We start from the raw sequence: 26,287 nt of genomic DNA, 5'->3' as shown, positions 1-26,287 counted from the left end.
CCAGCGCTTGTCGGAGGCCCACACGATGTGGGTCAGATAAGCGTTGCGACAGGATGTCGCGTTTTTAGCTTATCTTCTTCTATTGGGCACTTTCGCATTTCATGCAATAAAGGGATTCCCCTCCTCTCTATAGGACATTCCCTAATGTGAATTTTCGGACAGGTCTTCCATACTTAAACGTATACGAATGATTAATTGATTCCCTTCAATGTTTTTCATTCTGAGAAGGAGTGGTTGTGAGCAATGAAGAAAAGATATGGTTTCAATTTTTTTAAACCCGTGGAGAGTTATTCAGGCAGCTGGTCGATCCTGGAAGAAAAAAACCGGGATTGGGAGAATATGTACCGCCAGAGATGGTCGCATGACAAAGTGGTGCGGACAACGCATGGTGTCAACTGCACCGGTTCCTGCAGCTGGAAAGTGTTTGTGAAAAACGGCATCATCACGTGGGAAAACCAGCAGATCGACTATCCGTCCTGCGGTCCCGATATGCCGGAATTTGAACCGCGCGGCTGTCCGCGTGGCGCAACGTTTTCCTGGTATGAGTACAGCCCGCTCCGTGTCAAATATCCTTATATGAGAGGGCGTTTGTGGCGGCTCTGGAAATCTGCCAGATCGATGCATGCCAACCCGGTCGATGCGTGGGCGAGTATTGTGGAAGACCCTGAAAAAGCACAGTTTTACAAATCGGCACGCGGCAAAGGCGGCCATGTGCGCGTCAATTGGGACGATGCACTGGAACTGATTGCGGCTCAGCTGATTTACACCATCCAGAAATACGGTCCGGACCGCATTGCCGGTTTTACACCGATTCCTGCGATGTCGATGATCAGCTACGCTTCAGGTGCGCGCTTCATTTCATTGCTGGGCGGCCAGATGCTGAGCTTCTATGACTGGTATGCTGACCTGCCGCCGGCTTCGCCTCAGATTTGGGGAGAACAGACGGATGTTCCGGAATCGTCGGATTGGTACAATGCCGGCTATTTGATGATGTGGGGTTCGAACGTGCCGATGACACGGACACCGGATGCCCATTTTATGACGGAAGTCCGTTATAAAGGGACAAAAGTCGTTTCGGTGGCACCGGATTTCGCGGAAAACGTTAAGTTTGCGGATAACTGGCTGGCGCCGAATCCAGGTACGGATGCTGCGTTGGCACAGGCGATGACGCACGTCATATTGGATGAATTTTACCACCAGCGCCAGGAACCGATGTTCATCAATTACGCCAAGCAGTACACGGATATGCCGTTCATGATTTTATTGGATCCGCATGAAGATTCATTGAAAGGCGGGCGCTTCCTGCGTGCCAGCGATCTTGGCGACACGTCACAGCACGCTGAATGGAAACCGGTCATTTATGACGAAGCCGTCAATGATTTGATTGTGCCGAACGGGACGATGGGCCAGCGCTGGGAAGAAGATAAAAAATGGAATTTGATCCTGGAAAACGAAGACGGGTCGAGAGTCGAGCCTGCATTGAGCGTGGAAGGCCTCGACGAAGAATGGAAGGAAATTGTGTTCCCGTTCTTTGACAACGCCGGTAACGGTGTCTTCAAACGGGTCATACCGGCGAAAAAAGTGACGCTGGCAGACGGCACGGTCCGCTATGCCGCAACTGTTTATGATTTGATGTTGAGCCAATACGGCATTGCACGGATTGACAGCCCTCACAACGCCAAAGACTATTTTGACGAAACGTCTCATTATACGCCTGCCTGGCAGGAAAAAGTGACTTCGGTCAAAGCATCCATTGTGACTCAGATCGCCCGTGAATTTGCTCAGAACTCCATTGATACAGGCGGCCGTTCGATGATCATCATGGGAGCCGGCATCAATCACTGGTTCAACAGTGACACGATTTACCGCGCCATTTTGAATCTGGTGGTATTGACGGCTTCTCAGGGCGTCAACGGCGGCGGCTGGGCGCATTACGTCGGACAGGAAAAATGCCGTCCGATCGAAGGCTGGTCGACTGTCGCATTTGCGAAAGACTGGCAGGGTCCGGCTCGTCTGCAAAACGCCACGTCGTTCTTCTATTTTGCAACAGAACAATGGCGCTACGAAGAAGGAGGAACCGACAGCCTGAAATCGCCACTGGGTGAAGATGTCAGTTACCAGCATCCGGCTGATTACAATGTGCTGGCCGCGCGTCTCGGGTGGTTGCCTTCTTATCCGCAATTCGACAAAAACAGTTTGCTGTTTGCAGAGGAAGCGGCACAGGACGGCAAGAAAACCAACAAGGAAATCATCGACCACGCCGCTGAAGAGATCAAGAGCCGCAACACGAAGTTTGCAATCGAAGATCCGGGAGCACCGGAAAACTTCCCGCGCTCATTGTTCATCTGGCGTTCCAACCTGATTTCCAGTTCCGCAAAAGGCCAGGAATATTTCATGAAGCATTTGCTTGGGGCATCTGACGGTCTGTTGGCAGAGCCGAATCAAGACGTAAAACCGGAAGAAATTATCTGGCGTGATGATGTCGAAGGAAAACTCGATCTCATGGTCGCCCTTGACTTCCGTATGACTTCGACGCCTTTGTATGCAGATATCGTTCTGCCTGCAGCCACTTGGTACGAGAAGACAGATTTGTCTTCCACAGATATGCACCCATTTGTGCACCCGTTCAATCCGGCGGTCAATCCGTTGTGGGAATCCCGTTCCGACTGGGATATCTACGGCAAATTGGCGGAGAAGTTCTCGGAAATGGCAAGAACGCATCTACCGGGCGTCTACAAAGATGTCGTCACGACACCGCTTGCGCATGATACGGTCAGTGAAATTTCACAGCCGATGGGCTTGGTGAAAGATTGGACCAAAGGGGAAATCGAAGCGGTGCCAGGCAAAACAATGCCGAACATCAGCATCGTGGAACGCGATTACACGAAGATTCATGACAAATACATCACGCTTGGCCCGAATCTGCAGATCGGGAAAACCGGCGCGCACGGCGTCAGCTTCTCGGTAGCGGAAGAATATGAAGAATTAAAACGAATCAACGGGACATATTACGATGAATCCATTAAAAACGGCTTGCCGAAAATCCAGACGGCCCGCCAAGTGGCAGATGCCATTCTCAACTTGTCTTCCGCCACCAACGGCCGTGTCTCACAGAAAGCATATGTGGAAGCGGAAAAAGACACAGGTGTCGAACTGAAGGATATTTCAGCAGACCGTGCAGCGGAAAAAATCACGTTCCAAAGCATTACGGTGCAGCCCCGTGAAGTCATTCCGACTCCCGTATTCAGCGGATCAAACAAAATGGGCCGACGCTATTCACCGTTCACAACGAACATCGAACGACTGGTGCCATTCCGAACATTGACCGGCAGACAGCATTTCTATATCGACCATGAAATTTTCCAGCAGTTTGGTGAAGCGCTGCCGATCTATAAGCCGACACTGCCGCCGATGGTGTTCGGTGCAAGAGACAAAGTCGTCAAAGGCGGAGTGGATTCGCTGGTGCTGCGCTATTTGACTCCACACGGCAAATGGAATATCCATTCCACTTATCAGGACAACCAGCACATGCTGACATTGTTCCGTGGCGGTCCGACTGTCTGGCTGAACAATGACGATGCAGATGCACATGGCATCAACGATAACGACTGGCTGGAAGTTTACAATCGGAACGGTGTCGTAACGGCTCGTGCAGTCGTCAGCCACCGGATGCCACGCGGCACTATGTTCATGTATCATGCACAGGACAAGCACATTAATGTTCCGGGATCAGAAATCACGGATACGCGCGGAGGCAGCCATAACGCGCCGACACGCATCCATATGAAACCGACGCAAATGGTCGGCGGATATGCCCAGCTCAGCTACGGCTTCAACTATTACGGCCCGATCGGAAATCAGCGCGATGAGTATGTGGCAGTCCGGAAAATGAAGGAGGTTGACTGGCTTGAAGATTAAAGCACAGATTGCAATGGTGATGAATCTGGACAAATGCATCGGCTGCCATACGTGCAGCGTGACATGCAAAACCACCTGGACCAACCGCAAAGGTGCGGAATATATGTGGTTCAATAACGTCGAGACAAAACCCGGTATCGGTTATCCGAAACGCTGGGAAGACCAGGAGCTCTATAAAGGCGGCTGGCAGCTGCGCAAAGGGAATCTGGAGCTGAAATCAGGGAACAAGCTGTCCAAAGTAGCGCTTGGGAAAATCTTCTATAACCCGGACATGCCGGAAATGAAGGATTACTACGAACCGTGGACTTACAATTACGAGCACTTGACCAATGCAGGAGAGATGGAACACTCTCCTGTAGCTCGTGCCCATTCAGCTGTGACGGGTGAAAAAATGAACCTGGAATGGGGACCGAACTGGGAAGATGATTTGGCAGGAGCCCATATTACAGGCCCACAGGACCCGAACATTCAAAAAATCGAAGAAGAAATCAAATTCAACTTCGAAAAATCATTCATGATCTATTTGCCGCGACTGTGTGAGCACTGCCTCAACCCAAGCTGTGTGGCATCCTGTCCTTCAGGCGCCATCTACAAGAGGGAAGAAGACGGCATCGTGCTGGTGGACCAGGAAGCTTGCCGCGGCTGGCGCTATTGCATGACAGGCTGCCCTTATAAGAAAGTCTATTTCAACTGGCAGACCAATAAAGCGGAAAAATGCACATTCTGCTTCCCTCGGATCGAGTCCGGTTTGCCGACTGTATGTTCTGAAACCTGCACCGGCCGCATCCGTTACCTGGGCGTTCTGCTGTATGATGCGGACCGCGTACTGGAAGTTGCGGCAACACCGGATGAAAAAGATTTGTACAAAGCCCAGTGTGATTTGTTCATCGATCCATATGATCCTGAAATGATCGCACAGGCGAAAAAAGATGGCATTTCCGAAGACTGGATTGAAGCGGCACAGAACTCACCGGTTTACAAACTGGCAATTGAACATCAATTGGCGTTCCCTCTGCATCCGGAATACCGGACATTGCCGATGGTATGGTATGTGCCGCCACTCAGTCCGATCATGAACTATTTCGAAGGAAAAGATTCCATTAAAAATCCGGATATGATTTTCCCGGCTATCGAAGAAATGCGGACGCCGATCCAGTATCTGGCAAATATGCTGACGGCCGGTGACACCGAAACCGTCAAAAAATCGCTTCAGCGCATGGCGATGATGCGTTCGTATATGCGGGCATTGTCTTCCGGAAAAGAATTTGACAACAGCCGCCTGGAACGCATCGGCATGACCGCTCATCAAACGGAAAAAATGTACCGCCTGTTGGCGATTGCGAAATACGAGGACCGTTTTGTCATCCCGAGCACCCACAGAGAAGGCCGTGTCAATCCGTACCGTGCACAAGGAATGGAAGGGTATGACAGCGGCGGCATGGGAGGCTGGGGCACTGATTCCGGCGGATCATGCGACAGCTGTGGCCCGGCAAGCCCGAGTCCAACTGGAACAGCCACAAAGTCGGGCAAAGAAATTTATGAAGAGAATTTCTACGGGGGGATCTGGCGTGATTAATATTGAAAAACTTTATACCTTCAAAGATTCGTTCGGATTCTTTTCCCATCATCTGACGTATCCGGAAAAGTTGGATTTTCATCCTGCCCGAATCGAAGAATCATTTGAAGCCGATCATCCCGCATATGACTATGTGCAAACTTACTGGAAACTGATGCATGAACGAAGCCTGGACGATATCCAGGAAATGTATACGGAGACGTTCGATTTCCAGAAAGACAGCACGCTGTTCATGACGTACTTCAAATTTGAAGACGCCAAGGAACGCGGCCAGATGCTGGCCAAATTGAAAGTGCTGTATGAAATGTTCGGCCTGGAAATGCCCGAATCGGAACTGTCCGATTACCTGCCGCTCATCTGTGAATTTCTGTACGCAGCTGAGTGGCTCGGGGATCCCCGGGCGCCTGAGAGTTTCCGGATCCTGATTGCGGTATTGGAAGACGGAACCTATCACCTGGTCAAGTCGCTGGAGAAAAACGGCAGCCCTTATTTCCATTTGGTCAAAGGCCTGCGGGAAACATTTAAAGCTTGCATAGAAGTGGAGGCACCGGCCAATGAACCTAATTGACCAATTATTATGGGTGGTGTTCCCTTATATCTGCATTGCACTTTTCATCTTCGGCCACATTTACAGATACCGAGTGGATAAATTTCACTGGACAGCGAAATCCAGTGAATTCATCGAGAAAAAGCAGCTGATGGTCGGCAGCCTGCTGTTCCATCTGGGCATTATCCCGGTCATTTTCGGCCATGTCGCCGGATTGGCCATCCCCATTTCATGGATGCGTGCACTTGGTGTAGACGACCATTTGTACCACTTGGGCGCCATTTACATCGGTGGATTTTTTGGAGTGGTAACATTGGCGGGAATGCTGATCCTGACGTTCCGGCGCTTCTCTTTGAAAAGTGTCCGCCAGTTAAGTTCGTTTTCTGATCTGGCTGTCAACAGCTTACTCCTGTTTATCGTCTTTATCGGCGTATACGCGACGTTTTTCACCAATGCGGCCAATCCGGATTTTGACTACCGGATGACGATCTCTGTCTGGTTCAGGGAATTATTTTACTTTAGTCCCAATGCCGCATTGATGACAAATGTGCCGTTGTCTTTCCAAATCCATGTGCTGACCGGTTTTGCCATCTTCGCTTTCTGGCCTTTTACGCGCCTTGTGCATGTCTGGAGTGTTCCTTTGATTTATGTGGGCAGAAGTTATATTCTATACAGAAGACATAAACCAACAAATTGAAAAGAGGTTCGTCCTCTTTTCAATTTTTAATAGGAGATAATAGGATGAAAAATAAAGAAGATTGCCAAGCTCAGATTGATAAACTCCGTATGCAACTTGACTGTGATGTCGTAGCTTTGGCATTTGTGGAACCGGCACAGAATCTGCATGTACTGAAATGGCAATTTGCCTCTGGAAATCAGAATAACCGTCTGAAGAAAATAGTCCTGCAATCCGGCAAAGGAGTGGCAGGTGTCGTATTCAAAACAGGAAAACCGATGCTCATTGAAAACGTGCTGGACTTTGCGGTTAAAGACGACCTGTTCAACTTTCCAATTTTGACTTTGGAAAACCTGAAAAGTATCGGAGCGGTTCCGATCTGGCATAAGGGACGTGTAGCGGGCGTGTTGCTGGCTGGACACCGGGAACCTTATCTGATGACAGCTGAAAAAAATGAACTGCTGAAAAAGACTGCTGACCAGGGCATTGGGAACCTGGACGGAAAGGAATTGACGCTGAATTGATGTCTGCAGACAAAAGCCAGCTGAATGAGCTGATGATCAAAATGTTCGAAAACAGCACCGAAGCCATGTTCTTTTTTGATGGCAGTGGAAAAGCCGTTGCCATGAATCCAGCCGCAGAAAAAATCCTGGATGTACAGGCGCTCGAACAATTGAAAAGCGGTGTCGATCAGGCGATATGTGGAGCCTGCAAAGGGTATACGAGTGATGCAGAGCTGCAGACCTGTCTCGGATGTTATTTGAGCAGTACGCCTGCTGAAGATTTTTCTTCTTTTCAAGTATACCTGGACACCAGAGGCAGAGGCGTCATTCCTTACGCCGCCACTTTCCATACCATCGATGCAGAGCAAGAAATCCGCGTTTTTATGCTTCGTGATTTGACCACGCAATTTGAAACTCAGAAGAAATTGCACCAGAATACGTTGATGAAGCATGTCATTAAAGCGCAGGAATTTGAACGGAAGCGGATTTCGAGAGAACTGCATGACAGTGTAGCGCAGGAGTTGCTGAGTGCACTGGTGGACCTCCGGGCTCTCAAGTACATGACAACAGATCCGGTTGTATTGGAAAAAACCGAAGAAACCAATGCTACGCTGACCAGACTGCTGGATGAAATCCGCAATATCTCCGTCGAGTTGCGTCCTGCCGCTCTTGATGATTTCGGTCTGGAAGCGGCGTTCCGGTCGCATTTCAAACGAATCGATTCAAGCTATGGCCTTGAAGTCCGATTTGTTTCGGCATTGGACAAAAAGCGTTATGAAAATGAAATTGAGACCGTTTGTTACCGCGTGGGGCAGGAAGCCCTATTAAATGCTGTAAAATACGCGCAAGTGGGACAAGTGGAGGTCAGGCTGTTTGAAGAAAATGAGATGCTGCATCTCATTGTCAAAGATGAAGGCGTCGGATTCAGGAAAGGAACCAATCCGATCGGAACCGGGCTGGGCCTGTATGGAATGAACGAACGGGCGGAACTTCTGGACGGCAGTGTGGCAATAGAATCAGAACCCGGCAAAGGAACAACGGTGCATCTGCGTGTGCCGGTACGAAAGGAAGGCTGAAGCGATGAAAATTGTCATAGCGGATGACCATGCCATTGTGCGAAGTGGATTCTCGATGATCCTGAAATTTCAAGAAGATATGGAAGTCGTCGGACTGGCAGCTGATGGCATCGAAGCGTATCAGATGGTGGCGAAACACCAGCCGGATATACTCATGATGGATTTGAGCATGCCGCCTGGCGAAAGCGGTTTAATCGCTACAGGGAAAATCAAAGAAGATTATCCGGAAACCAAAATCCTGATTTTGACCATGCACGACGATGAAGAGTATTTGTTTCATGTATTAAAAAACGGGGCCTCGGGGTATATGCTGAAAAATGCGCCGGACGAAGAATTATTGCTGGCTCTCCGAACGATTCATACAGGCGGAACGTATATCCACCCAAAAATGGCAACTTCCCTGGTGCGTGAATTTATTCACCAGGATCAGAAAGGAGCGGAAAGCGATCCTTTTGAATTGTTGTCAAAACGAGAAATAGAAGTGCTGCCGCTTATTGCAAAAGGCTATGGCAATAAGGAAATCGCCGAAAAGTTGTTTATCTCGGTCAAAACAGTGGAAGCGCATAAAGCGAAAATCATGGAAAAACTGCATTTCAAGAGCCGGCCGGAATTGGTTGAGTATGCACTGAAGAAAAAATTGCTGAATTTCTGATGAACGAAAAGGAGGTTCCAAATGGCTGAACAGGCAGAATTGAGATTTGCAGAACCCGGGATGAGGCTGCTGGAAAACGAGCACCGTTATCTGTCCTATTTGATGGAAGAATGGCATGAACTCGTCCTGGACTTTGAAAGGCAGGAACAGATGACGCTGGAGGAAGGGCGCGAGAAGTTGAAGCTGCTGCGTCAAAAACTGTTTGAATTTATCGAACCTTTGAAGAACCACACCGATAAGGAAGAAGAACATTTCTTTCCGGTGCTCGGAACCTATATCGGGTTTGAGCAAGGCCCCCTTGTCGGCATCCAGGACGAACACCAGGAAATCGACGGGTACATCGGCCATTTCTTCCACCATACCCGCGGGACCATCGACACGATGACGCTGGATGACATGAGAACGGTCGCCAAAGATGCGGGAGAAGCATTTGAGGTCCTGACCATCCATTTTGTAAAAGAAGAGACGGTCCTTTTTCCGATGGCGGAAAAATTGATGAAAGCCGTCGATCATGACGAACTTTATGAAAAAATGAATACCCTGATCACTTGATCTGACGAAGCTGCTTCTATTTGGGAGCAGCTTTTATGGCTGTCGAGAAACTTTCGTCGGACTTCTTCATTTCGCTTCAGGCGGACGCTTTCCGCGGGCACGGCCTCAGCCGCTACCTTCGCTTTGCTCAGTCCAGGGTCTTCGGCTCGCGCTGTCCTCGCAGGAAAGACGTTGGCCGAAGAAAGTTCGGTCAACGTCTTTGCGACGAAGCTAGCGCAGCGATACAGGAGCACATGTTTACCCTTCGGCGGCTTTCCACTCCATTCAGTTTCTTCCCAGTGATTTTTTGTTAACTGACATAGTAACAGATTCTATCACTCGGGTTTTCGTATATGAAACATAGCTGAGATATGGAGCAAAACAGCGCAGACTCCTGGGGGACCAAGCGAAGTGTCGAGATCCACTCGGACGAAGTCCCGAGTTAGCTCGGCGCAAGCCCCCCGGAAAGCGGAGCTGTTTTGCGGAATATCGGGGTGCGAAACCGTTTCTCAACAAGCTGTGAAGCTGCTTCCAATTGGAAGCAGCTTTAATAAGGGTTTCCCTCCACAAGGTGAGGGGACTCCCTTATTAAAAAGATAAGGGTACATAGATACAATAGAAACAGGGAATCAATACAAAATCATCGTACCGAAAACTTGTGAAAAAGGTGATTTGGATGATTAAGAAAGTGCAGTTGCCGTTACAGACGATGAACCTGGTCGTCGGGTTCATGGTATGGGTCATTATCTCTTCGCTCATACCGTTCATCAGTGAAGATATTACAATTCCGCCTGAGCGGCTGGCCATTGTCACGGCAGTTCCAGTGGTACTGGGTTCCATTTTGCGTATACCGCTTGGCTACTATGCCAACGTATTCGGAGCCCGTATAATTTTTTTGGTAAGTTTTATCCTGCTTTTGTTCCCCGTGTTTTACATCAGTGAAGCTTCTACCATGACCGATCTGATCATCGGCGGTTTGTTCCTGGGAATCGGGGGAGCGGTATTTTCGGTTGGTGTTACATCTTTGCCGAAATACTATCCGAAAGAAAAACACGGTCTTGTCAATGGGATTTACGGGGCAGGCAACATCGGGACGGCCATTACGACATTTTCAGCTCCGTTGATCGCTACACAGATCGGCTGGTCTTCAACCGTTAAATTGTACCTGATCCTGCTTTTGGTATTTGCCGCTTTAAACTTCTTTTTCGGCGACCGCCATGAAGCAAAAGTCAAAACACCGATTTTCGAACAAATCAAAGGCGTTTATAAAAATGAAAAACTGTGGTTTTTCTCGTTGTTCTATTTCATTACATTTGGTTCGTTCGTTGCTTTTACCATTTATTTGCCGAATTTCCTGGTCAATAATTACGGCTTGGCAGAAGTGGATGCGGGCATGCGAACGGCCGGGTTTATCGCCATCGCCACGTTCCTTCGTCCGGTTGGCGGCTGGCTTGCGGATAAACTGCAGCCATTGCTGCTGTTGATGGGGACATTTCTGGTATACACGATTGCCGCCATCATCCTTGCATTTTCTCCATCAATCGGCCTTTACACAGTGGGAAGCCTGGCCATTGCGGTCAGTGCAGGAATCGGCAATGGGGTTATCTTTAAACTGGTGCCGTTTTATTTCAATAAACAGGCAGGGATTGTCAATGGGATCGTTTCCATGATGGGTGGACTTGGCGGCTTTTTCCCGCCGATCATGCTTTCCATCATCTTCTCTCTGACAGGGCAATATTCCATCGGGTTCATGCTGTTATCGCAAGTTGCTTTGGCAAGTTTTGTCCTTGTTGTTTGGATGTATTACCAGGACCGGCTGGTATTGGCGGCTGAAGTGTTCAACTCGACCGGCCAGGGCATCCTGGTAACAGACGTCTCTGGAACAATCAGAACCGTCAATCCGGCATTTACCAGATTGACCGGTTTTGAAAAAGAAGATGTGGTCGGCGAAAATCCAAGCATCATGAAATCCGGCAGACAATCCAAAGAATTTTACAAAGAGATGTGGCAGGAGATAAAAGAGCAGGGCATGTGGCAGGGAGAAATTTGGAATAAGAAAAAAGATGGTGTAGAATATCTGCAATGGCTGAATATCAGTGCGGTCAAAGATGATACAGGAGAAGTGGTGAGGTATGTCGGAACGTTTACAGACATCACCGAGGAATACCGGAATAACAAAAACACGAATTCGAGTTTTTCCAAGTAGCAGGAAAGGTGTGGCATTCAGTGAGTGAGCGCTATTCGAGGCAAACCATATTCAAACCGATCGGCCCAGCCGGCCAACAGCAAATCAGTGAAGCGATCGTAACGGTCATCGGATGCGGCGCATTGGGATCGGCCATTGCAGAAACGTTGACACGGGCAGGAGTGGGAGAAATCCATCTCGTTGACCGGGATTACGTGGAAATGTCCAATCTCCAAAGGCAGCAGCTGTTTACAGAACAGAATGCGGAATCCATGGAGCCAAAAGTGGCGGCGGCTGAAAAAAGACTGAAAGCGATACGCAGTGATGTGGATTTGTTCACTTATTTGGATAATGTAAGCCCGACACTCATGGAACGGCTGGCTTCCATCAGCACCCTTATCATGGACGCCACGGACAATTTCGAAACACGTCTGTTGATCAACGACGCAGCTGCAAAATACGGAAAACCCTGGATTTACGGTGCCTGTGTCGGCGGCTCGGGTGTGGTATTTCCGTTCATCCCCGGTGCATCTGCCTGTTTCCGCTGCCTGTTGCCGGTATTGCCGGCTGCGAATGAAACCTGCGACATCGCCGGCATCATTTCACCGGCAGTTCAGGTCACAGCAGCGCTGCAATGTGCAGAAGCGCTTAAATGGATGACCGGCAACAAAGAAAACATGAGAAAAAAAGTACACCATTTCAATTTATGGGAAAACGAACAAGCGGATATCGGCATTTCCCGCATCAAAAATGAAGATTGCGAAACATGCGGAAAACAGCCGGTGTTTCCAGAGCTTGCCTCGGCAGTGAACCACTCATATGCCGTATTATGCGGACGGGATGCCGTTCAGGTGCTGCCGGATCCGAAACGGCCGATCACGTTGGATGATGCCGAGAAAATCGGCGTCCGATTGAACGCTGCAATGAAACGGACCCCTTATTTCGTCGAAATGCAGGTATTTGACAGGCGATTGGTGCTGTTTGGGAATGGCCGCCTGCTGATTCACGGGATCCGTGATGTGTCGGAAGGACGGAAATTGTACCATCAGCTGTTCGGCTGATAGCGAAAGGAAGAAAACGAATGTCAGAAGCATTTCAGTTAAACCGAAAAATCCGGATTGCCGTGATGACCGTCAGTGACACGCGGACCTTTGAAACAGATACCGGGGGAGCGCTGGTGAGAAAAATGGCGCAGGACCGAGAGGTGGATATCACCACCTCTGAAATCGTCAAAGATGACATGGCAGAAATTCACAGCACGCTGTCCAGCTGGCTGGAGCGGCAGGATGTGGATGCCATCATTACGACTGGAGGCACGGGGATTGCAAAGCGGGATGTGACACTTGAAGCGGTCCGTCCGTTCTTCGAAAAGGAATTGGACGGTTTTGGGGAGCTTTTCCGGTTTTTGAGTTTCACGGAAGATATCGGAAGCAAAGCGCTTCTCAGCCGTGCGGCGGCAGGAACGGCTTCGGAAAAAGCCATTTTCGTCCTGCCGGGATCCCGCGGAGCTGTCAGGCTTGCCATGGAACGGCTGGTGTTGCCGGAACTCGGGCATATTGTATTCGAACTGACCAAACATCATCAGTCCCGTTGATAATCGCCTGATTTCCCGCCGGTTTTCTGAAGCAGCATGGTCGGTCCGATAACCATTTCCTTGCCGGCGGCTTTGCACATATCGTAAATGGTCAATGCGGCAGTCGAAACGGCGGTCAACGCTTCCATTTCAACGCCTGTAGGCCCTTTCGTTTTTACAGCAGCCACCAGTTCCACTTCGTAATGGCCCGCCGATTCATCGACATTCCATTCAAAGCTGATATCTACGCCGCTGAGAGCCAACGGGTGGCACATTGGAATGATTTGAGAAGTGTTTTTGGCGGCCATGATGCCCGCTACCTGGGCAACGGCAAAAACGTCCCCTTTTTTAATCTGGCCATTTTCGATTTGCCGGTAAATGGTTTCGTTCACTACTACAGAAGAAGTGGCTCTTGCTGTGCGTACAGTGTCGTTTTTATCCGACACGTCGACCATTTTGGCACGGCCCTGTTCATTGAAATGAGTCAATTCAGACATGTAAATCATCCTTTCAGAATAGAATAGATAGAGTATAGCATGATTAATCGAGGAGTAGATAAAATGGTAGAACAGCGAAAACCGATTCCGGTGTCACAGGCAGTAGAACAGGTGGTAGAACAGGCGCATCCGCTTGGAACGGAAACAGTGGCGCTTGAAGACAGTTACGGCAGAATACTGGCGGAACCGATTAAAGCTGCCCATGACGTACCGCCGTTCAACCGCTCTCCGTATGATGGCTTTGCACTTCGTTCAGCTGATACAGCCGGAGCTTCCGGGGAACGGCGCGTACGGTTTGAAGTCATCGACCATATTGGAGCGGGAGAAGTTTCCGGAAAGTCGCTGACCAGTCACACAGCCGTTCGGATTATGACAGGAGCACTGCTTCCGGAAGGAGCAGATGCAGTGGCCATGTTCGAACAGACAGTGGACTCAGGCGATTCATTCACCATAAGAAAGCCGTTTGAACCGATGGAAAACGTATCGCTCCAGGGAGAAGATGCCAAACAGGGCGAAACGATCATTGACAGCGGCGGTTTGATTCATCCAGGCACCATCGCTTTACTGGCCACATTCGGTTATGCCCGGGTGGCCGTATCCAAACAGCCGGTTGTTGGAATTCTGTCGACGGGAACGGAGCTGTTGGACGTCAGTGAACCGCTCAGTCCTGGGAAAATCCGCAACAGCAACGGCCCGATGATCGCAGCGCAGCTGAGGCGGATGGGCATCCACTGCAAATTGTACGGCATGTCGGAAGACCGGCTGGAAGAAAGTTTTGCAGTAGTGAAAAAGGCGGCTGAAGAAACGGATTGCCTGATCACTACTGGAGGCGTATCTGTCGGGGACTTCGACTTCTTGCCGGCTATCTATGAACGCTTAGGCGCAAAAGTGCTGTTCAATAAAGTCGCCATGCGGCCGGGCAGCGTCACGACGGTGGCTGTGGCAAACGGCCGGTACCTGTTTGGTCTGTCGGGCAATCCGTCCGCGTGCTTTACAGGGTTTGAACTGTTCGTGCGGCCAGCTCTTCTCAAAATGATGGGTGCGGAGAAAATCTATCTGCCGAAAACGACAGCCATACTGAAAGAAGATTTTACAAAAGCCAATCCGTTTACGCGGTTTATCCGTGCGACTTATGACGGTACATATGCCACACCGGCCGGTTTCAACAAATCGAATGCCGTCTCATCCATCGCCAGAGGCAATGCGCTCATCGTCTTGCCCGGTGGGACGAGAGGATTCAGTGCCGGAGATTCAGTCGATGTGCTGCTGCTCGGTGTGGAAGAAGGCGTGCAGCAATGGCAGCTGTGAAAGTTCTGCAAGTCGTCGGCTACAAAAACAGCGGCAAAACGACTTTAACCGCACAGCTGCTGGAGCTGGCTCAACAGAGCGGCAAAACGGTCTCGACCATCAAACACCATGGTCATGGTGGTGCATTGGAAACACCTCCCGCCGGAACAGACAGCATGCAATTTCTCGACAAAGGTGCTGCCAGTTCACTTGCTTATGGAGACGGCGTGGTTCAGCTGCATATGCACAAAGACCAAGCCGATCTGAAAGAGCTGATCAGCCTTTCGCTTTCAGCCAACCCGGATATTGTGCTGGTCGAAGGATTCAAACAAGCCGGATACGAGAAAATAGTTCTTGTCCGGACGCCCGAAGATTGGGAAGACCTGCAAAAGCTCCGCAATATCCGGCTCGTCATTGGACAGGAAGGCGCTGTTCCCGGTGACATCGAAGCCGTTGGGCGGCATCAGCAAAAAGAAATTGAAAACTGGTTTTTTCAATGGATGGAAGGGGAAAGCGATGAAAGCATTTGAAATAGTGTCAGAACCGATCAACCCGCAACGCTATGCGGATTATGTGCTGCGTCCGGAAGCAGGCGCCGTCACATTGTTCACCGGTCACGTCCGGGAATGGACAAAAGGCATCCGTACGCTGTACTTGGCATATGAAGCATACATTCCGATGGCAGAAAAGAAACTGGCCCAAATCGGCCAGGAAATCGAAGAGAAATGGGAAGGGACACGCGTTGCCATCGCCCACCGCATCGGCGAATTGGCAATCAGCGATATCGCAGTCGTCATTGCGGTTTCTTCTCCCCATCGAAAAAGCGCTTATGAAGCAAATGAATATGCCATCGAACGGATCAAGGAGATTGTTCCGATTTGGAAAAAGGAAATTTGGGAAGATGGCGAGGAATGGATCGGCCATCAGAAGAAAAAACCGAAGGAGGAACTTCTGTGATTGAATTGCATTATTTTGCGGGTCTTCGGGAAGTGACGGGGATCGCACAGGAGACAGTCGATTTGACGGGCAGAACAGTGGAAGAATTGTGGCAATGGGCCACTGCAAAATACCCGGATCTTCAAAGCGGTTCCGTGCGGATTGCGGTCAATGAAGAATATGCCTTGCCGGCGGATGTGCTGAACGACGGGGATGTCGCAGCTTTTATTCCGCCTGTCAGCGGCGGTTGATGAAAACAATCGGCATTTTGCTGGCTGGAGGCCAGTCGCGCCGCTATGGCTCCCCGAAAGCGTTTGCTGTGTTGGAAGGGAAATATTTTTACGAAAGGGCATACGAAGCGCTGACGGCTGTAAGCGATCATGTCGTCGTTGTTTCGAGGCCTGAGCTGATATCCGATTTTCGGGCAGGGATGGACGTTATTACGGACCTTCCGTCAGTTGCCGGAAAAGGACCGCTTGCCGGCATTTATACAGCCATGTCGGAAAGGCCGGCTGAATGTTATGTGGTACTACCCTGTGATATGCCCTATATCGGCCAAAAGGAATTGACGGTTTTCATGCAATTGTCGAACAATGCAGCTGACATAACAGCCGTACGGACAGATAGTGAACGGATTCCGTTATTCAGCAGATGGAACGGCAATATGAAAGAACTTTTGGAGAGAGAATTGGATGATGGGCAATTGGGTGTCATGTCGTTTTTGAAGAAAGTGACAACCGACTGGATGGATGCATCAAGGATTCATCCGGACAAACATATTTTCCGGAACATCAACACATCGGATTAAACTGAGAAAGGGAGGGCGATGAACATGATGGAACATCCGCTGCAGGACAAATTGGGGCGGCCGATACGCGATTTGCGCATTTCGGTGACGGACCGCTGTAATTTCCGCTGTTCGTACTGTATGCCGAAAGAGGTCTTTGGAGATGACTACGTCTTTCTGCCAAAACAGGAATTGTTGTCGTTTGAAGAAATTGAACGGCTGACCCGAATTTTCGTCTCAATGGGAGTCAAAAAAATACGTCTGACCGGCGGAGAGCCACTCATGCGTCGGGGTCTTCCCGAATTGGTCCGGAAAATCCTGGCTGTGGACGGAGTGGAGGATATTGGACTCACCACAAACGGCTTGCTGCTCGGCCAGCAGGCACAGCCTTTGTACGATGCCGGCCTGCGCCGGTTGAATATCAGCCTGGATGCGCTCGACCCCGAATTGTTCGGCAAATTGAACGGCCGCGGAGTCGATCCGTCGCATGTGTTAAAACAGATTGACCATGCCAAAGCTGTCGGTTTTGAGATCAAAGTGAATATGGTCGTCCAAAAAGGTGTGAACGAAAGCGAAATCCTTCCCATGGCCGCTTACTTCAAGGAACGGGGCATCACGCTCCGGTTTATCGAGTTCATGGACGTCGGCAACGACAACGGCTGGAGTTTCAAAAAAGTCGTAACCAAAAAAGAAATCCTCCAAAAACTGCAAAAGGTTTATGAGCTGGAGCCGGTCGACAAAGATTATTACGGGGAAGTCGCCAAACGTTACCGCTTTGCCGGCAGCGACGCACAAGTCGGTTTCATCACGTCGGTTTCAGAATCGTTTTGTTCGACTTGTACACGGGCGCGTCTGTCTTCAGACGGCAAGTTCTATACATGCCTGTTTGCCACGGAAGGTTTTGATATCCGTGAGCTGATTCGAAATGACATGATGGACGATGACAGCCTGTTCGAAGCCATCAGTGCTATCTGGCAGGGCCGTAGAGACCGTTATTCCGACGAACGGACAGAACAGACCGCCAAGAACCGCCATAAAATCGGCATGTCCTATATCGGCGGATAAGTGGAAACGGAAAAGGAACAGAAGACATTTTCTGTTCCTTTTTTATTCGTTATACAGATTTTTTTCGCCGTCTCTTTCCTCGTTTGCGACAGGGAATGGCTGCAGGGCGGCAACAAAGTCATCGGCGAGTTTTTCAATGTCCGTCAATTCCGACGGTTCATCCGGAAAAAGGTCCACTTTCACTGTATGCTCGAGGACATTGGCGTGGGTTTTCTGAAATTGCTCTTTCATCAAATCCACTGCTTGGCAGAATGAATAATAGGCCGTGTCACCTGACCCGAAGACACCGATTACGATACCGGTCAAGTCGGTGTTTCCAAGTTCGTCATAAAAGTCTTCAATTTCAAAAGGCAGATCTCCGTCATCATACGTATAGGTGCCAAACAGCAGGCCGGCATAATAGCGAATATATTCCAAATCGAAGTCTTCCAAAGATATATCTTTTAACTCTGCGGCTAGTCCTTTTCGTTCCAGATGCTCCTGCAGCAAGCACGCGATCTGTTCGGTATTTCCCGTTCCGCTGAGGTAAAGAATGAGAACCGGTTTCATATTGGACACTCCTTTTTTGAAATCTTTGTCAGTCTCCCGTAAGAAAATCATATCTCTTCCAGGACCACCTTTCCTTGACTTGTGTCAATTCTGCTTTTTTATATTCCACTCAAATCTTGACGGGTATCAAGGATGTGACAGCCGGCAAAGGGTAAGATGAAGATAGAAAACAGGAGGAGGAACACACAATGAAAAAAGCAGTCTTTCAAATGGAACCGTTCACTTGCCCTTCTTGCATCAAGAAAATCGAAAACGCCGTCGGGAAACTGGCAGGAGTCGAAGCCGTGACCGTCCTGTTCCATGCCGGCAAAGTGAGAGTCCGTTACAACGAAACACAGATTACTGCGCAACAATTGGAAAATACACTCGTTAAGCTGGGATATCCGGTGTTGTCGCAAAAAGTGGCCTAACACCGCACCGGAAGCACCGAATCCGGCAGAGGATTTGTTTATCCGGAATCGGTTATACTGATAGTAAGAGCTGTTGACATGAACGGAACGAGTAAAGGCAGGAGGAGGAAACAAAATGGTGGAGCAAAAAGTATGTGACCATTCCATAACTGAAAATACGGGTGCACATCAATCCTGTGTAGCGATTGTGCCGATTTTCAATCATCTCGAGCACGAAGAGGTTCAGGAAGTTGCGAAAGCAGCCCGTCCGATTGGCTTGAAAAGAGGGGAATTGCTTTACAACGCAGGAGACGAATCAGATTCACTGTATATTGTCCATAAAGGAAAACTGAAGGTCTACCGGTTATCCGAGAGTGGGAAAGAGCAGGTGATACGGATTTTAGAGGCAGGGGAGTTTACAGGGGAATTGGCGTTGTTCACGCAGAAAATTCATGATTCCTATGCCGAAGCAGTGGAAAAGACAGAAATCTGCAGTATTCAGCGGACCCGTCTCAATGAACTTTTACTGAAATACCCCAACATCTCATTGAAAATATTGAATGAATTTTCCACCCGTCTCGACCAGACAGAACATCAGGTCACAAGTTTTGCGACAGAAGGAGCGGAAACCCGGATTGCTCTTTATCTGGCACAGGAATCGGAGAAAAACCGTTCAGCAGAAATCCGGCTGCCGATGACCAAAAAGGATCTGGCTTCTTACCTTGGGACAACTCCGGAAACGGTCAGCCGGAAACTGGCAAAGTTCGAAGACGAAGGCTGGATCGAACAACTGGACCAAAGAGGGATCCGCATCAAAGACATGGATGCATTGCTTCTCGTCTAGATGCATGTTTGCCATTGCACCGGTCGAATAAACTGTTTAGAAAGCTGAAGACGCCTGATGCGCCTTCAGCTTTTTTTCTGTGCCTGACTGACACTTGGAGTTTCCGGTGGAAATTTCCTTGACCCGAAACGACTGAGTGGGAGATGATAGAAAGAAACAGGAGGGCTGCTTTTGAAAAGATGTGTGATAGTTTTAGTTGCCGTCATGGCCGTCTTCTTACTCGGCGGATGCAGCAGCGGGGAGGAGACGGGAAATTCCGAATCAGGTGCAAAGGACGTGGAATCAGTGAGCAAACTAACCGGTTATTGGGAAGGGGCCATCAACATTCCCAACCAGCCTCTCGCATTCAATGCAGAGTTTGAGGAAGAGTCAGGCATGATCAGTATCCCGGTCCAGGGATTGCAAAACTTCCCGCTGGCGACAGTGGATTTTGATGATCCCGGCATCTATTTTGATATGAATTTACAGGGCCAGCAAATCAGTTTCGAAGGCGAACTGTCAGGGGAAGAAATCACCGGGACTTTCACTCAGCAAGGCCAGTCGATTCCGTTTGTATTGGCCAAAGCTGAGAAACAATTGGAGGAACCTCAGAACCTGGCAGAAATTGAAGTGAAAGGCGGAACGATGAAAGCGTTGATCGAAATGCCGAAAGGTGAAGGTCCGTTTCCTGTCATGCTGATCATTGCAGGATCCGGTCCGACTGACAAAGACGGAAATTCGTTGGCACTGCCGGGCAAAAATAATGGCCTGAAGATGCTGGCGGAAGAACTGGCCAAACAGGGAATTGCGAGCATCCGGTATGATAAGCGGGGAGTAGGAGACAATCTGGCGTTGGCCGGGTCGGAAAAAGACCTCCGTTTCGACGATTACATCAATGACGCCGCAGCGTGGCTGGAATTTGCCAAAAAAGACGAATCGTTTTCCGAAGACGGCGTCATCGGGCACAGTGAAGGCTCCCTGATTGGCATGGAAGCCGCAGAAAAAGCTTCAGCCGATGCCTATATTTCTGTGGCAGGTCCTGCTGAACCAATCGATCAGATTTTGCGTCAGCAACTGCAGGAGCAGTTGCCGGAGCCATTGATGGAAGAAGCGGAAGCGATTCTGGAACAGTTAAAACAAGGCCAGCAAGTGGAAACGGTCGACCCGCAGCTGAATAACATCTTCCGTCCATCTGTTCAGCCTTACCTGATTTCCTGGATCAAATATGATCCTGCAGAAGAGCTGAAAAATCTGGATATGCCGGTATTGGTTGTCGGCGGCACGCATGACCTGCAAGTGCCGGAAGAGCAGGCGGAGACCTTGAAACAGGCAAACACAGATGCGGAATTGCTCGCAATCGACGGCATGAACCATGTGTTGAAACCGGCGCCGGAAGACGAAGCGGGCAATATGGAAACGTACTCGGATCCCGATGTCCCACTGGCTGATGGACTAATCAACGGCATTACAGAATTCCTGAAGAATAACGGCATTCAGTTTAATGAACAATAAAACCACATGATTGGAAAGAGGAGTGAGGAAACTGGCCAAACAGCATGATTTCACAGAAGGAAATATTGTCAGGCAGCTCTTCGTTTTCTCCGGTCCAATCATTTTGGCCAATCTTCTGCAAATCTCCTATCAATTTATCGACAGCTTATGGGTCGGGAATTTGATCGGAGCCGATGCGCTCGGTGCCGTGTCCATTTCAAGTACGATCATGTTCACGGTGCTGTCGTTCGTCATTGGTTTGAACAACGCTGCATTGACCATTTTGTCGCAGCAGAAAGGCAAAAAGAGTGAAGAAGGCTTGAAGCGCTATTTGAACGCATTTGTCGTATTGTTGACGGGGATGTCGGTTGTGCTGAGCCTGGTCGGGGTTTTGCTGACGGATTGGGTATTGCAGCTGATGGGGACGCCGGCAGTGATGATGCCGATGGCAAGCGCTTATTTGAAAATCAACTTTATCGGGATATTGTTTTTATTCGGCTACAATTTTATCGGTACGGTGTTGCGTTCTGTGGGCGATTCGAAAACGCCGATGTATTTCGTACTCATCGCCGTTCTCCTCAATGCGGTGTTGGATCCACTTTTCATCTCGGTGTTCGGCTGGGGAATAGAAGGCGTCGCCTATGCGACGATCTTCTCCCAGGGAATCGCTTTTGCGACCGGCGCCATTTATACACTTCGGAAAAACCTTGTGCCGTTCACAAAACCGCACGTACCGGCCAAAAGAGAAGTGGCTGATATTTTAAAGCTGGGCATTCCTGCCGGCTTGCAGATGAGTGTCATCGCCGCCGGTGTTATGGCCATTATGAGCGTCGTGGCTTCGTTCGGTCCGGCCGTTGTTGCCGGGTACGGAGCGGCACAGCGTCTGGACAGCCTGATCATGCTGCCGGCACAAGCCTTGGGGACCGCCGTTAACAGCATGGCCGGCCAGAATATCGGAGCGGGGAAGTGGGACCGTGTGTACCGGATCACGTTCTACGGATTCCTGTATAATCTGACCATCATGCTGAGCATCGCCACATTTGTTGTGCTGTTCGCCGAATACGGCATCCTGTTGTTCATCGAAGAAACGGATGCCGTCCGGTTCGGAACGGGATACTTGAAAATGATCGCTTTTTTCTATCCGTTTCTCGGCATCAATTTTATCCTGAACGGCACGGTCCGGGCAGCGGGGGCGATGTTCCAGGTGCTGATCTTGAACATTCTGTCGTTTTGGGTGCTTCGATATCCGATCACCTATCTTTTTTCAGAGATGTTCGGTGAAGAAGGAATCGCCTATGGCATCGGCACCAGTTTTGTCATCAGCAGCCTGTTTGCGTTCCTGTATTACCGCTATGGCAAGTGGAAAGACATCCCAAGTTTTGGGGAAGAAGAGGAAGAAATGGAAAAAGCTCACCGGGTTCGGTGAGCTTTTTTCTGCTGTTTACTTTGGAGAATCCAATATAAATACAATATAACCCAAATCGGAATCGAAATTCCAGTCGACAAATGTTTCGGAGATGGTTCTTTTCAAAACGGCCTCCAACTGAACTTCTTTCAGCACTTTCTGTTCCAGTGGCCGTTTTGCCAGCTTCAGCGGTTCGATAAAGCCGGATTTGATAAGTTCTTTCTCGATTTCCACCAGGATCTGTGAACGCCTGACCAGGATGCTGCGGTCGTTCAGCCAATACGCCGCGGTTTCCTCAGGCATTTTTTCCGCTTTAATGCTGGCTTCGTTGATAGCTTCTGTAAATGCTTCCCGGTCCACTTCTTCCGGCCACTTCAGCGCCTCTTCTGAAATCTTCTCAGATGTTACTCCGATAATTACGCCGCTTTCTTTTTCCAGGTTCCAGTCGGCATACAGCTCTTTGATATCCAGTTCCGCAATTTTCCAAAGCTCGAGTATAATTTCGGCCTTCAAATCGTTCATCAGCAAATCCCTTGTTTCCAATACTCTTTTTGATTCATTCTGACGGAGCAGTATTTTTTCCATGGGGGCGAGAAACCCCCGGAAATGAATAATGACGAAAGGCTTTTTGATGGTCACAAAAACAGAAGTGGGGCCTTTGCCGAAATGCTTGCGCAGCAATGTGGACGCATAAGCGCCAATTTCCGTTTGAGTCGTCCGTTCTTTAGGCATATGATCGACACCTTCCTGTAAAACGCAGCTTTTGATGAAGCGTTGGATCATTATAGTAACTTATTCCTGCAATATCAGGACAAGATACGCTTTGTCTTTCTCGAAATCCCAGTCAACGAATAGCTCAATTATGTCCCGATTTACTATAGGCTTAAGTTCCGCAGAGTCCATCAGCCGATGCTCCAACGGGCGTTTGGCAAGCCTCAATTCATCGATAACGCCATTTTTTATCAATTCCTTTTCAATGTCCACCATAATCCCAAGCCGTTTGATGACGATCAGGTTATGGTTCAGCCAGTAAAGTTCCGTATGGTCGGGTTCTTTTTGCGTTTTTTTGCTGGTCTCGATGATCTTGTTTTTTAAAGCGTTTCGATCGATTTCTGCAGGCCAATAATTCTCTCCTTTTGCCCCGTCGCTGGCCATCACGGCGATGAACAAACCGGTCTCTTTTTCGAGGTTCCAATCAGCATATACCCCTTCTATTTCATGTCGGGTGATGTGCTGGAGCCGATCCTGGATTTCCGGTTTCAATGTATTGAGGAGCAAATCCCGAGTTTCCGTGATTCTTTTGATCTCATTTCGCTTCAAAAGATTTTTTTCGCTCGGCATCAAAAATCCCTGAAGGTGAATCAGGATGAAAGGTGCCTCAATGACTACATTGACCGAGGAGGGGCGTTCACCAAAATACTCCTCTAAAAGGTTGGAAACAAAGTCGCTGGCTTCTGTTTGGGCGGGATGGTCCATCGTCATATTGTTGCCTCCTTTTGCTGGCTGATGCATGAATTCAATCAAGTATACGTTTTATCGAGTCTATTAGCCAGAGTATTGAAACGAATTCATCAGTATAGTATTGCCGAATTCAGTCATAAAGAATCTTCGTTTTTTTCAAACCGTCTCCAAACCTCGGGCAGACGGTTCGTCAATTCATGAGCCAGCAAAGTATGTGCGGAATACTCGGCGGTCCATGCATCCGCGCAGGCGCCGTGAAGAAAGACGGCATTCAAAACTGCGTGTTTCCAGTTATCATGGCAGCACAGCATGCCGAGCAGCATCCCGGTCAGTGTGTCACCGGTCCCTCCTTTAGCCAGAGCACTGTTGCCGGTCGGATTTTGCCACGATTCACCGTCCGGGAACGCTATGATGGTTTCATGGCCTTTCAGGACGATGGTGGCTTCCAGTTCGCCGGCAAGCATACGGGCATAGTGCGGGCGGTTTTCCTGCACGTCCGTTGCTGTCCGATCTGTTAATCTGGCAAATTCCCCGAGATGCGGTGTCAGAATGGTAGGGGCTGTACGCTTATTATAACTGCGCTTCAACAAAGCGCCGGCATCCAGCACCAGCGGAAGCGGGGACGTTATTAACTGCTGGAAAGCCCGCTCACTTTCCTGTGTCGGCTCGATTCCCGGTCCGGCGGCGATGGCCCGGTACTGGCCAAGATCTGCACTGCCTGCAGCTGTTTTATCCCAGTCTCTTCGCCGGTAAGTCGCTTCCGGCAGAGTCGGGCAGATGACCGGAATCGCTTCCGGATCGGTATCAATGACCAGTTTTCCGATGCCGCTTCTCATGGCGCCCAATCCCGCAAGAAGCGCCGCTCCCGGCATATCCCTGCTGCCGGCAATCAACAGGCCGGTTCCGTGGCTTCCTTTATGGCTGGACGCTGCTCTTACGGGAAGGGTTTCTTTTACATCATGCTCCGTCCAAACCGCCAATGAATCTGTAGCTGGCATAATCGTCTCTCCTCCAATCATTCTGTTATATACTTGTTCCTGCCTGGCGAAAAAATAAACGGCATTTGTGGAATACAGCCGAAGAAGAAAGAGTTTATGCAAATCCCGTTTTCTTTAAAATAAGCGCCAACTGCTGCACAAACTCTGATAAAATCATGGTAGGTAGGTTACAATCCACAAGCCTGTACAGCTTAGAAACAACAAAGCTGCAGGTATTTATTTGTATTGCAAAAGAAGACAACATAGATAATCAGAAGTTAGGGAGATGGAGAATGAAAAATATAAGAGTATTGGTGACAGGGATCGGAGGGCCGACCGCACAAGGGATCCTCCGTGGGTTTTTGGAAAAAGACAATGTCTATGTAGTCGGCGTCGACAGGCGGGAAGTGACTTCCGGCAATCAATTCTGCGATAAGACGTATACAATTCCGCGCTTCAGCAATTTGGATGCTTACAAAAGCGCCATCCAGACAATTATCGAAGAAGAGGAGATTGACGCGGTTTTTCCGGCATTGCATGAAGAAATCGAGATTTTCAATGACTTCAGAAAAGAGTTGGATGCCGCAGTGGCTCTGCCAAACAGTGAACATTTCGATGTGCTGGTGGATAAAGAAAAAGCATATGGATTTTTAGAAGAACAAGGGTTTAGTACATACATACCCAGGTACATTGGCTTCAGCGATACCGATGAGCTGAAGCCGATCATCGATCAGCATTTCGCTGATGAGCAATTTGTCGTCGTCAAACAAATCAGCGGGTACGGTGCGTTGGGGTTTGCGGTATTGACGGATCGCCCTACTTATTTACAAGCCTTGAAGGAGGGAAAGAACAAGATTGTCAACATCGATGATTATGTCGATATTCCTTCAACCGACAGACGGATTGCGATGGAATACCTGGGAGGCACAGAATACAGTGTCGATGTCTTTGTCCATAACGGCAAAGTCGTGGTCGCAGTTCCCCGTGAACGGACCGGCGTATCCAGTGGCATCGTGTTGGATGGCAAAGTGATTTACAACGAACAACTTATAAAAGCTGCAACGGATATTACCGAATCCATGGTCACAGATGGGTTTCTCAACCTGCAGTTCTTTTCTTCCGAGGACGGGTATAAATTGACGGATATCAACGCCCGTTTCTGCGGCAGCCAGGTGATGGGGCTTGGAGCCGGAGTTAATTTCCCTTATCTGTTTCTCCAATACCAGGTGCTCGGTGAGTATGAAAAAGTGACGCCAAGATGGAACACGCGAATGATCCGTTTCCGGGATCATTTCTTTGTGTACGAAGATTAGGGGTTTCGCCATGCTGCCTAGAGCATATGCTGTGACAGCCGGCATCAGCCGTTCACCGGTTTCTTCTGAT

Annotated in this window: 27 protein-coding genes; 22 read left to right on the top strand and 5 right to left on the bottom strand. The window is 49.3% G+C overall.

Annotated features, from left to right (window positions below; genetic code table 11):
* Nucleotides 1-243 precede the first annotated feature (243 nt).
* From EEX84_RS02175 to EEX84_RS02120, 11 genes are all read left to right on the top strand, one after another.
* On the top strand, nt 244-3,918 hold the full coding sequence (locus tag EEX84_RS02175) for a nitrate reductase subunit alpha (protein WP_123163925.1): 3,675 nt from the start codon (nt 244-246) through the stop codon (nt 3,916-3,918).
* A complete protein-coding gene (gene narH / locus EEX84_RS02170; RefSeq protein ID WP_123163924.1) occupies nt 3,908-5,494 on the top strand; it encodes a nitrate reductase subunit beta in 1,587 nt (528 codons plus the stop codon). The genes EEX84_RS02175 and narH overlap by 11 nt, the downstream gene beginning before the upstream one ends.
* The gene (gene narJ, locus EEX84_RS02165; protein ID WP_123163923.1) at nt 5,487-6,062 is read left to right on the top strand and encodes a nitrate reductase molybdenum cofactor assembly chaperone; all 576 of its coding nucleotides are present in this window, start codon (nt 5,487-5,489) and stop codon (nt 6,060-6,062) included. The genes narH and narJ overlap by 8 nt, the downstream gene beginning before the upstream one ends.
* Complete coding sequence (gene narI, locus EEX84_RS02160; protein ID WP_123163922.1) at nt 6,049-6,738, top strand: respiratory nitrate reductase subunit gamma; 690 nt, start codon at nt 6,049-6,051, stop codon at nt 6,736-6,738. Before narJ ends, narI begins: the two co-directional genes overlap by 14 nt.
* 44 nt (nt 6,739-6,782) lie before the next feature.
* The gene (locus EEX84_RS02155) at nt 6,783-7,241 is read left to right on the top strand and encodes a GAF domain-containing protein (RefSeq protein WP_123163921.1); all 459 of its coding nucleotides are present in this window, start codon (nt 6,783-6,785) and stop codon (nt 7,239-7,241) included.
* On the top strand, nt 7,241-8,296 hold the full coding sequence (locus EEX84_RS02150) for a sensor histidine kinase (protein ID WP_123163920.1): 1,056 nt from the start codon (nt 7,241-7,243) through the stop codon (nt 8,294-8,296). The genes EEX84_RS02155 and EEX84_RS02150 overlap by 1 nt, the downstream gene beginning before the upstream one ends.
* Before the next feature lie 4 nt (nt 8,297-8,300).
* On the top strand, nt 8,301-8,948 hold the full coding sequence (locus EEX84_RS02145) for a response regulator (RefSeq protein WP_123163919.1): 648 nt from the start codon (nt 8,301-8,303) through the stop codon (nt 8,946-8,948).
* A 21-nt stretch (nt 8,949-8,969) separates the two neighbouring features.
* A complete protein-coding gene (locus EEX84_RS02140) occupies nt 8,970-9,500 on the top strand; it encodes a hemerythrin domain-containing protein (RefSeq protein ID WP_123163918.1) in 531 nt (176 codons plus the stop codon).
* Between the two features lie 655 nt (nt 9,501-10,155).
* Nucleotides 10,156-11,685 carry a nitrate/nitrite transporter gene (locus tag EEX84_RS02130; protein ID WP_123163916.1) on the top strand — a complete coding sequence of 510 codons (1,530 nt, stop codon included), beginning with the start codon at nt 10,156-10,158 and terminating at the stop codon, nt 11,683-11,685.
* 20 nt (nt 11,686-11,705) lie between these two features.
* Complete coding sequence (locus EEX84_RS02125) at nt 11,706-12,725, top strand: ThiF family adenylyltransferase (RefSeq protein WP_123163915.1); 1,020 nt, start codon at nt 11,706-11,708, stop codon at nt 12,723-12,725.
* 20 nt (nt 12,726-12,745) lie between these two features.
* Complete coding sequence (locus EEX84_RS02120) at nt 12,746-13,258, top strand: MogA/MoaB family molybdenum cofactor biosynthesis protein (RefSeq protein WP_123163914.1); 513 nt, start codon at nt 12,746-12,748, stop codon at nt 13,256-13,258.
* On the opposite strand, the gene moaC is transcribed toward EEX84_RS02120, so the two are convergent.
* On the bottom strand, nt 13,246-13,734 hold the full coding sequence (moaC, locus tag EEX84_RS02115; RefSeq protein ID WP_123163913.1) for a cyclic pyranopterin monophosphate synthase MoaC: 489 nt from the start codon (nt 13,732-13,734) through the stop codon (nt 13,246-13,248). The genes EEX84_RS02120 and moaC overlap by 13 nt on opposite strands.
* Before the next feature lie 63 nt (nt 13,735-13,797).
* Between moaC and EEX84_RS02110 the strand changes: the two genes are divergently transcribed.
* From EEX84_RS02110 to moaA, 6 genes are read left to right on the top strand one after another with little or no spacing between them, the layout of a single operon-like run.
* On the top strand, nt 13,798-15,042 hold the full coding sequence (locus EEX84_RS02110; protein WP_123163912.1) for a molybdopterin molybdotransferase MoeA: 1,245 nt from the start codon (nt 13,798-13,800) through the stop codon (nt 15,040-15,042).
* Nucleotides 15,030-15,551 carry a molybdopterin-guanine dinucleotide biosynthesis protein B gene (gene mobB, locus EEX84_RS02105; protein ID WP_123163911.1) on the top strand — a complete coding sequence of 174 codons (522 nt, stop codon included), beginning with the start codon at nt 15,030-15,032 and terminating at the stop codon, nt 15,549-15,551. Before EEX84_RS02110 ends, mobB begins: the two co-directional genes overlap by 13 nt.
* The gene (locus tag EEX84_RS02100) at nt 15,538-15,978 is read left to right on the top strand and encodes a molybdenum cofactor biosynthesis protein MoaE (protein WP_123163910.1); all 441 of its coding nucleotides are present in this window, start codon (nt 15,538-15,540) and stop codon (nt 15,976-15,978) included. The genes mobB and EEX84_RS02100 overlap by 14 nt, the downstream gene beginning before the upstream one ends.
* Nucleotides 15,975-16,208, top strand: coding sequence for a molybdopterin converting factor subunit 1 (gene moaD, locus EEX84_RS02095; protein ID WP_123163909.1), 234 nt, complete (start codon nt 15,975-15,977; stop codon nt 16,206-16,208). Before EEX84_RS02100 ends, moaD begins: the two co-directional genes overlap by 4 nt.
* Entirely contained in the window at nt 16,208-16,765 is a 558-nt protein-coding gene (locus EEX84_RS02090; RefSeq protein ID WP_123163908.1) for a molybdenum cofactor guanylyltransferase, read from the top strand. Before moaD ends, EEX84_RS02090 begins: the two co-directional genes overlap by 1 nt.
* 24 nt (nt 16,766-16,789) lie before the next feature.
* Nucleotides 16,790-17,809 (top strand): GTP 3',8-cyclase MoaA, encoded by a 1,020-nt coding sequence (gene moaA, locus EEX84_RS02085; RefSeq protein ID WP_123163907.1) that lies wholly within the window; start codon nt 16,790-16,792, stop codon nt 17,807-17,809.
* Nucleotides 17,810-17,851: 42 nt separating this feature from the next.
* Here moaA and EEX84_RS02080 read toward each other — a convergent pair whose 3' ends face one another.
* Nucleotides 17,852-18,358, bottom strand: a complete 507-nt coding sequence (locus EEX84_RS02080; RefSeq protein WP_158599058.1) for a flavodoxin domain-containing protein — start codon at nt 18,356-18,358, stop codon at nt 17,852-17,854.
* Nucleotides 18,359-18,546: 188 nt separating this feature from the next.
* On the opposite strand from EEX84_RS02080, the gene EEX84_RS02075 reads away from it, so the two are divergent.
* The 4 genes from EEX84_RS02075 to EEX84_RS02060 all read left to right on the top strand — a co-directional run bounded on the left by EEX84_RS02075 (nt 18,547) and on the right by EEX84_RS02060 (nt 22,487).
* Nucleotides 18,547-18,768, top strand: coding sequence for a heavy-metal-associated domain-containing protein (locus EEX84_RS02075; protein ID WP_123163905.1), 222 nt, complete (start codon nt 18,547-18,549; stop codon nt 18,766-18,768).
* A gap of 115 nt (nt 18,769-18,883) precedes the next feature.
* Nucleotides 18,884-19,591 (top strand): Crp/Fnr family transcriptional regulator, encoded by a 708-nt coding sequence (locus EEX84_RS02070; protein WP_123163904.1) that lies wholly within the window; start codon nt 18,884-18,886, stop codon nt 19,589-19,591.
* 171 nt (nt 19,592-19,762) lie between these two features.
* Nucleotides 19,763-21,082 carry an alpha/beta hydrolase family protein gene (locus EEX84_RS02065; protein ID WP_240033897.1) on the top strand — a complete coding sequence of 440 codons (1,320 nt, stop codon included), beginning with the start codon at nt 19,763-19,765 and terminating at the stop codon, nt 21,080-21,082.
* A gap of 31 nt (nt 21,083-21,113) precedes the next feature.
* On the top strand, nt 21,114-22,487 hold the full coding sequence (locus tag EEX84_RS02060) for an MATE family efflux transporter (RefSeq protein WP_123164042.1): 1,374 nt from the start codon (nt 21,114-21,116) through the stop codon (nt 22,485-22,487).
* 15 nt (nt 22,488-22,502) lie between these two features.
* On the opposite strand, the gene EEX84_RS02055 is transcribed toward EEX84_RS02060, so the two are convergent.
* The 3 genes from EEX84_RS02055 to EEX84_RS02045 form a co-directional block, all read right to left on the bottom strand.
* The gene (locus EEX84_RS02055; protein WP_123164041.1) at nt 22,503-23,198 is read right to left on the bottom strand and encodes a Na-translocating system protein MpsC family protein; all 696 of its coding nucleotides are present in this window, start codon (nt 23,196-23,198) and stop codon (nt 22,503-22,505) included.
* 60 nt (nt 23,199-23,258) lie between these two features.
* Nucleotides 23,259-23,948 carry a Na-translocating system protein MpsC family protein gene (locus EEX84_RS02050; protein WP_158599057.1) on the bottom strand — a complete coding sequence of 230 codons (690 nt, stop codon included), beginning with the start codon at nt 23,946-23,948 and terminating at the stop codon, nt 23,259-23,261.
* A 113-nt stretch (nt 23,949-24,061) separates the two neighbouring features.
* A complete protein-coding gene (locus EEX84_RS02045) occupies nt 24,062-24,925 on the bottom strand; it encodes an NAD(P)H-hydrate dehydratase (protein ID WP_123163902.1) in 864 nt (287 codons plus the stop codon).
* Between the two features lie 272 nt (nt 24,926-25,197).
* Between EEX84_RS02045 and EEX84_RS02040 the strand changes: the two genes are divergently transcribed.
* On the top strand, nt 25,198-26,217 hold the full coding sequence (locus EEX84_RS02040) for an ATP-grasp domain-containing protein (protein ID WP_123163901.1): 1,020 nt from the start codon (nt 25,198-25,200) through the stop codon (nt 26,215-26,217).
* The last annotated feature ends 70 nt before the right edge of the window (nt 26,218-26,287 follow it).

Origin of the sequence: Planococcus salinus, assembly GCF_003719725.1 — a bacterium.
Taxonomy (GTDB): Bacteria; Bacillota; Bacilli; order Bacillales_A; family Planococcaceae; genus Planococcus; species Planococcus salinus.
The sequence above is the reverse complement of the archived record's forward strand: the minus strand, read 5'-3'. Positions and strand labels throughout refer to the sequence as shown.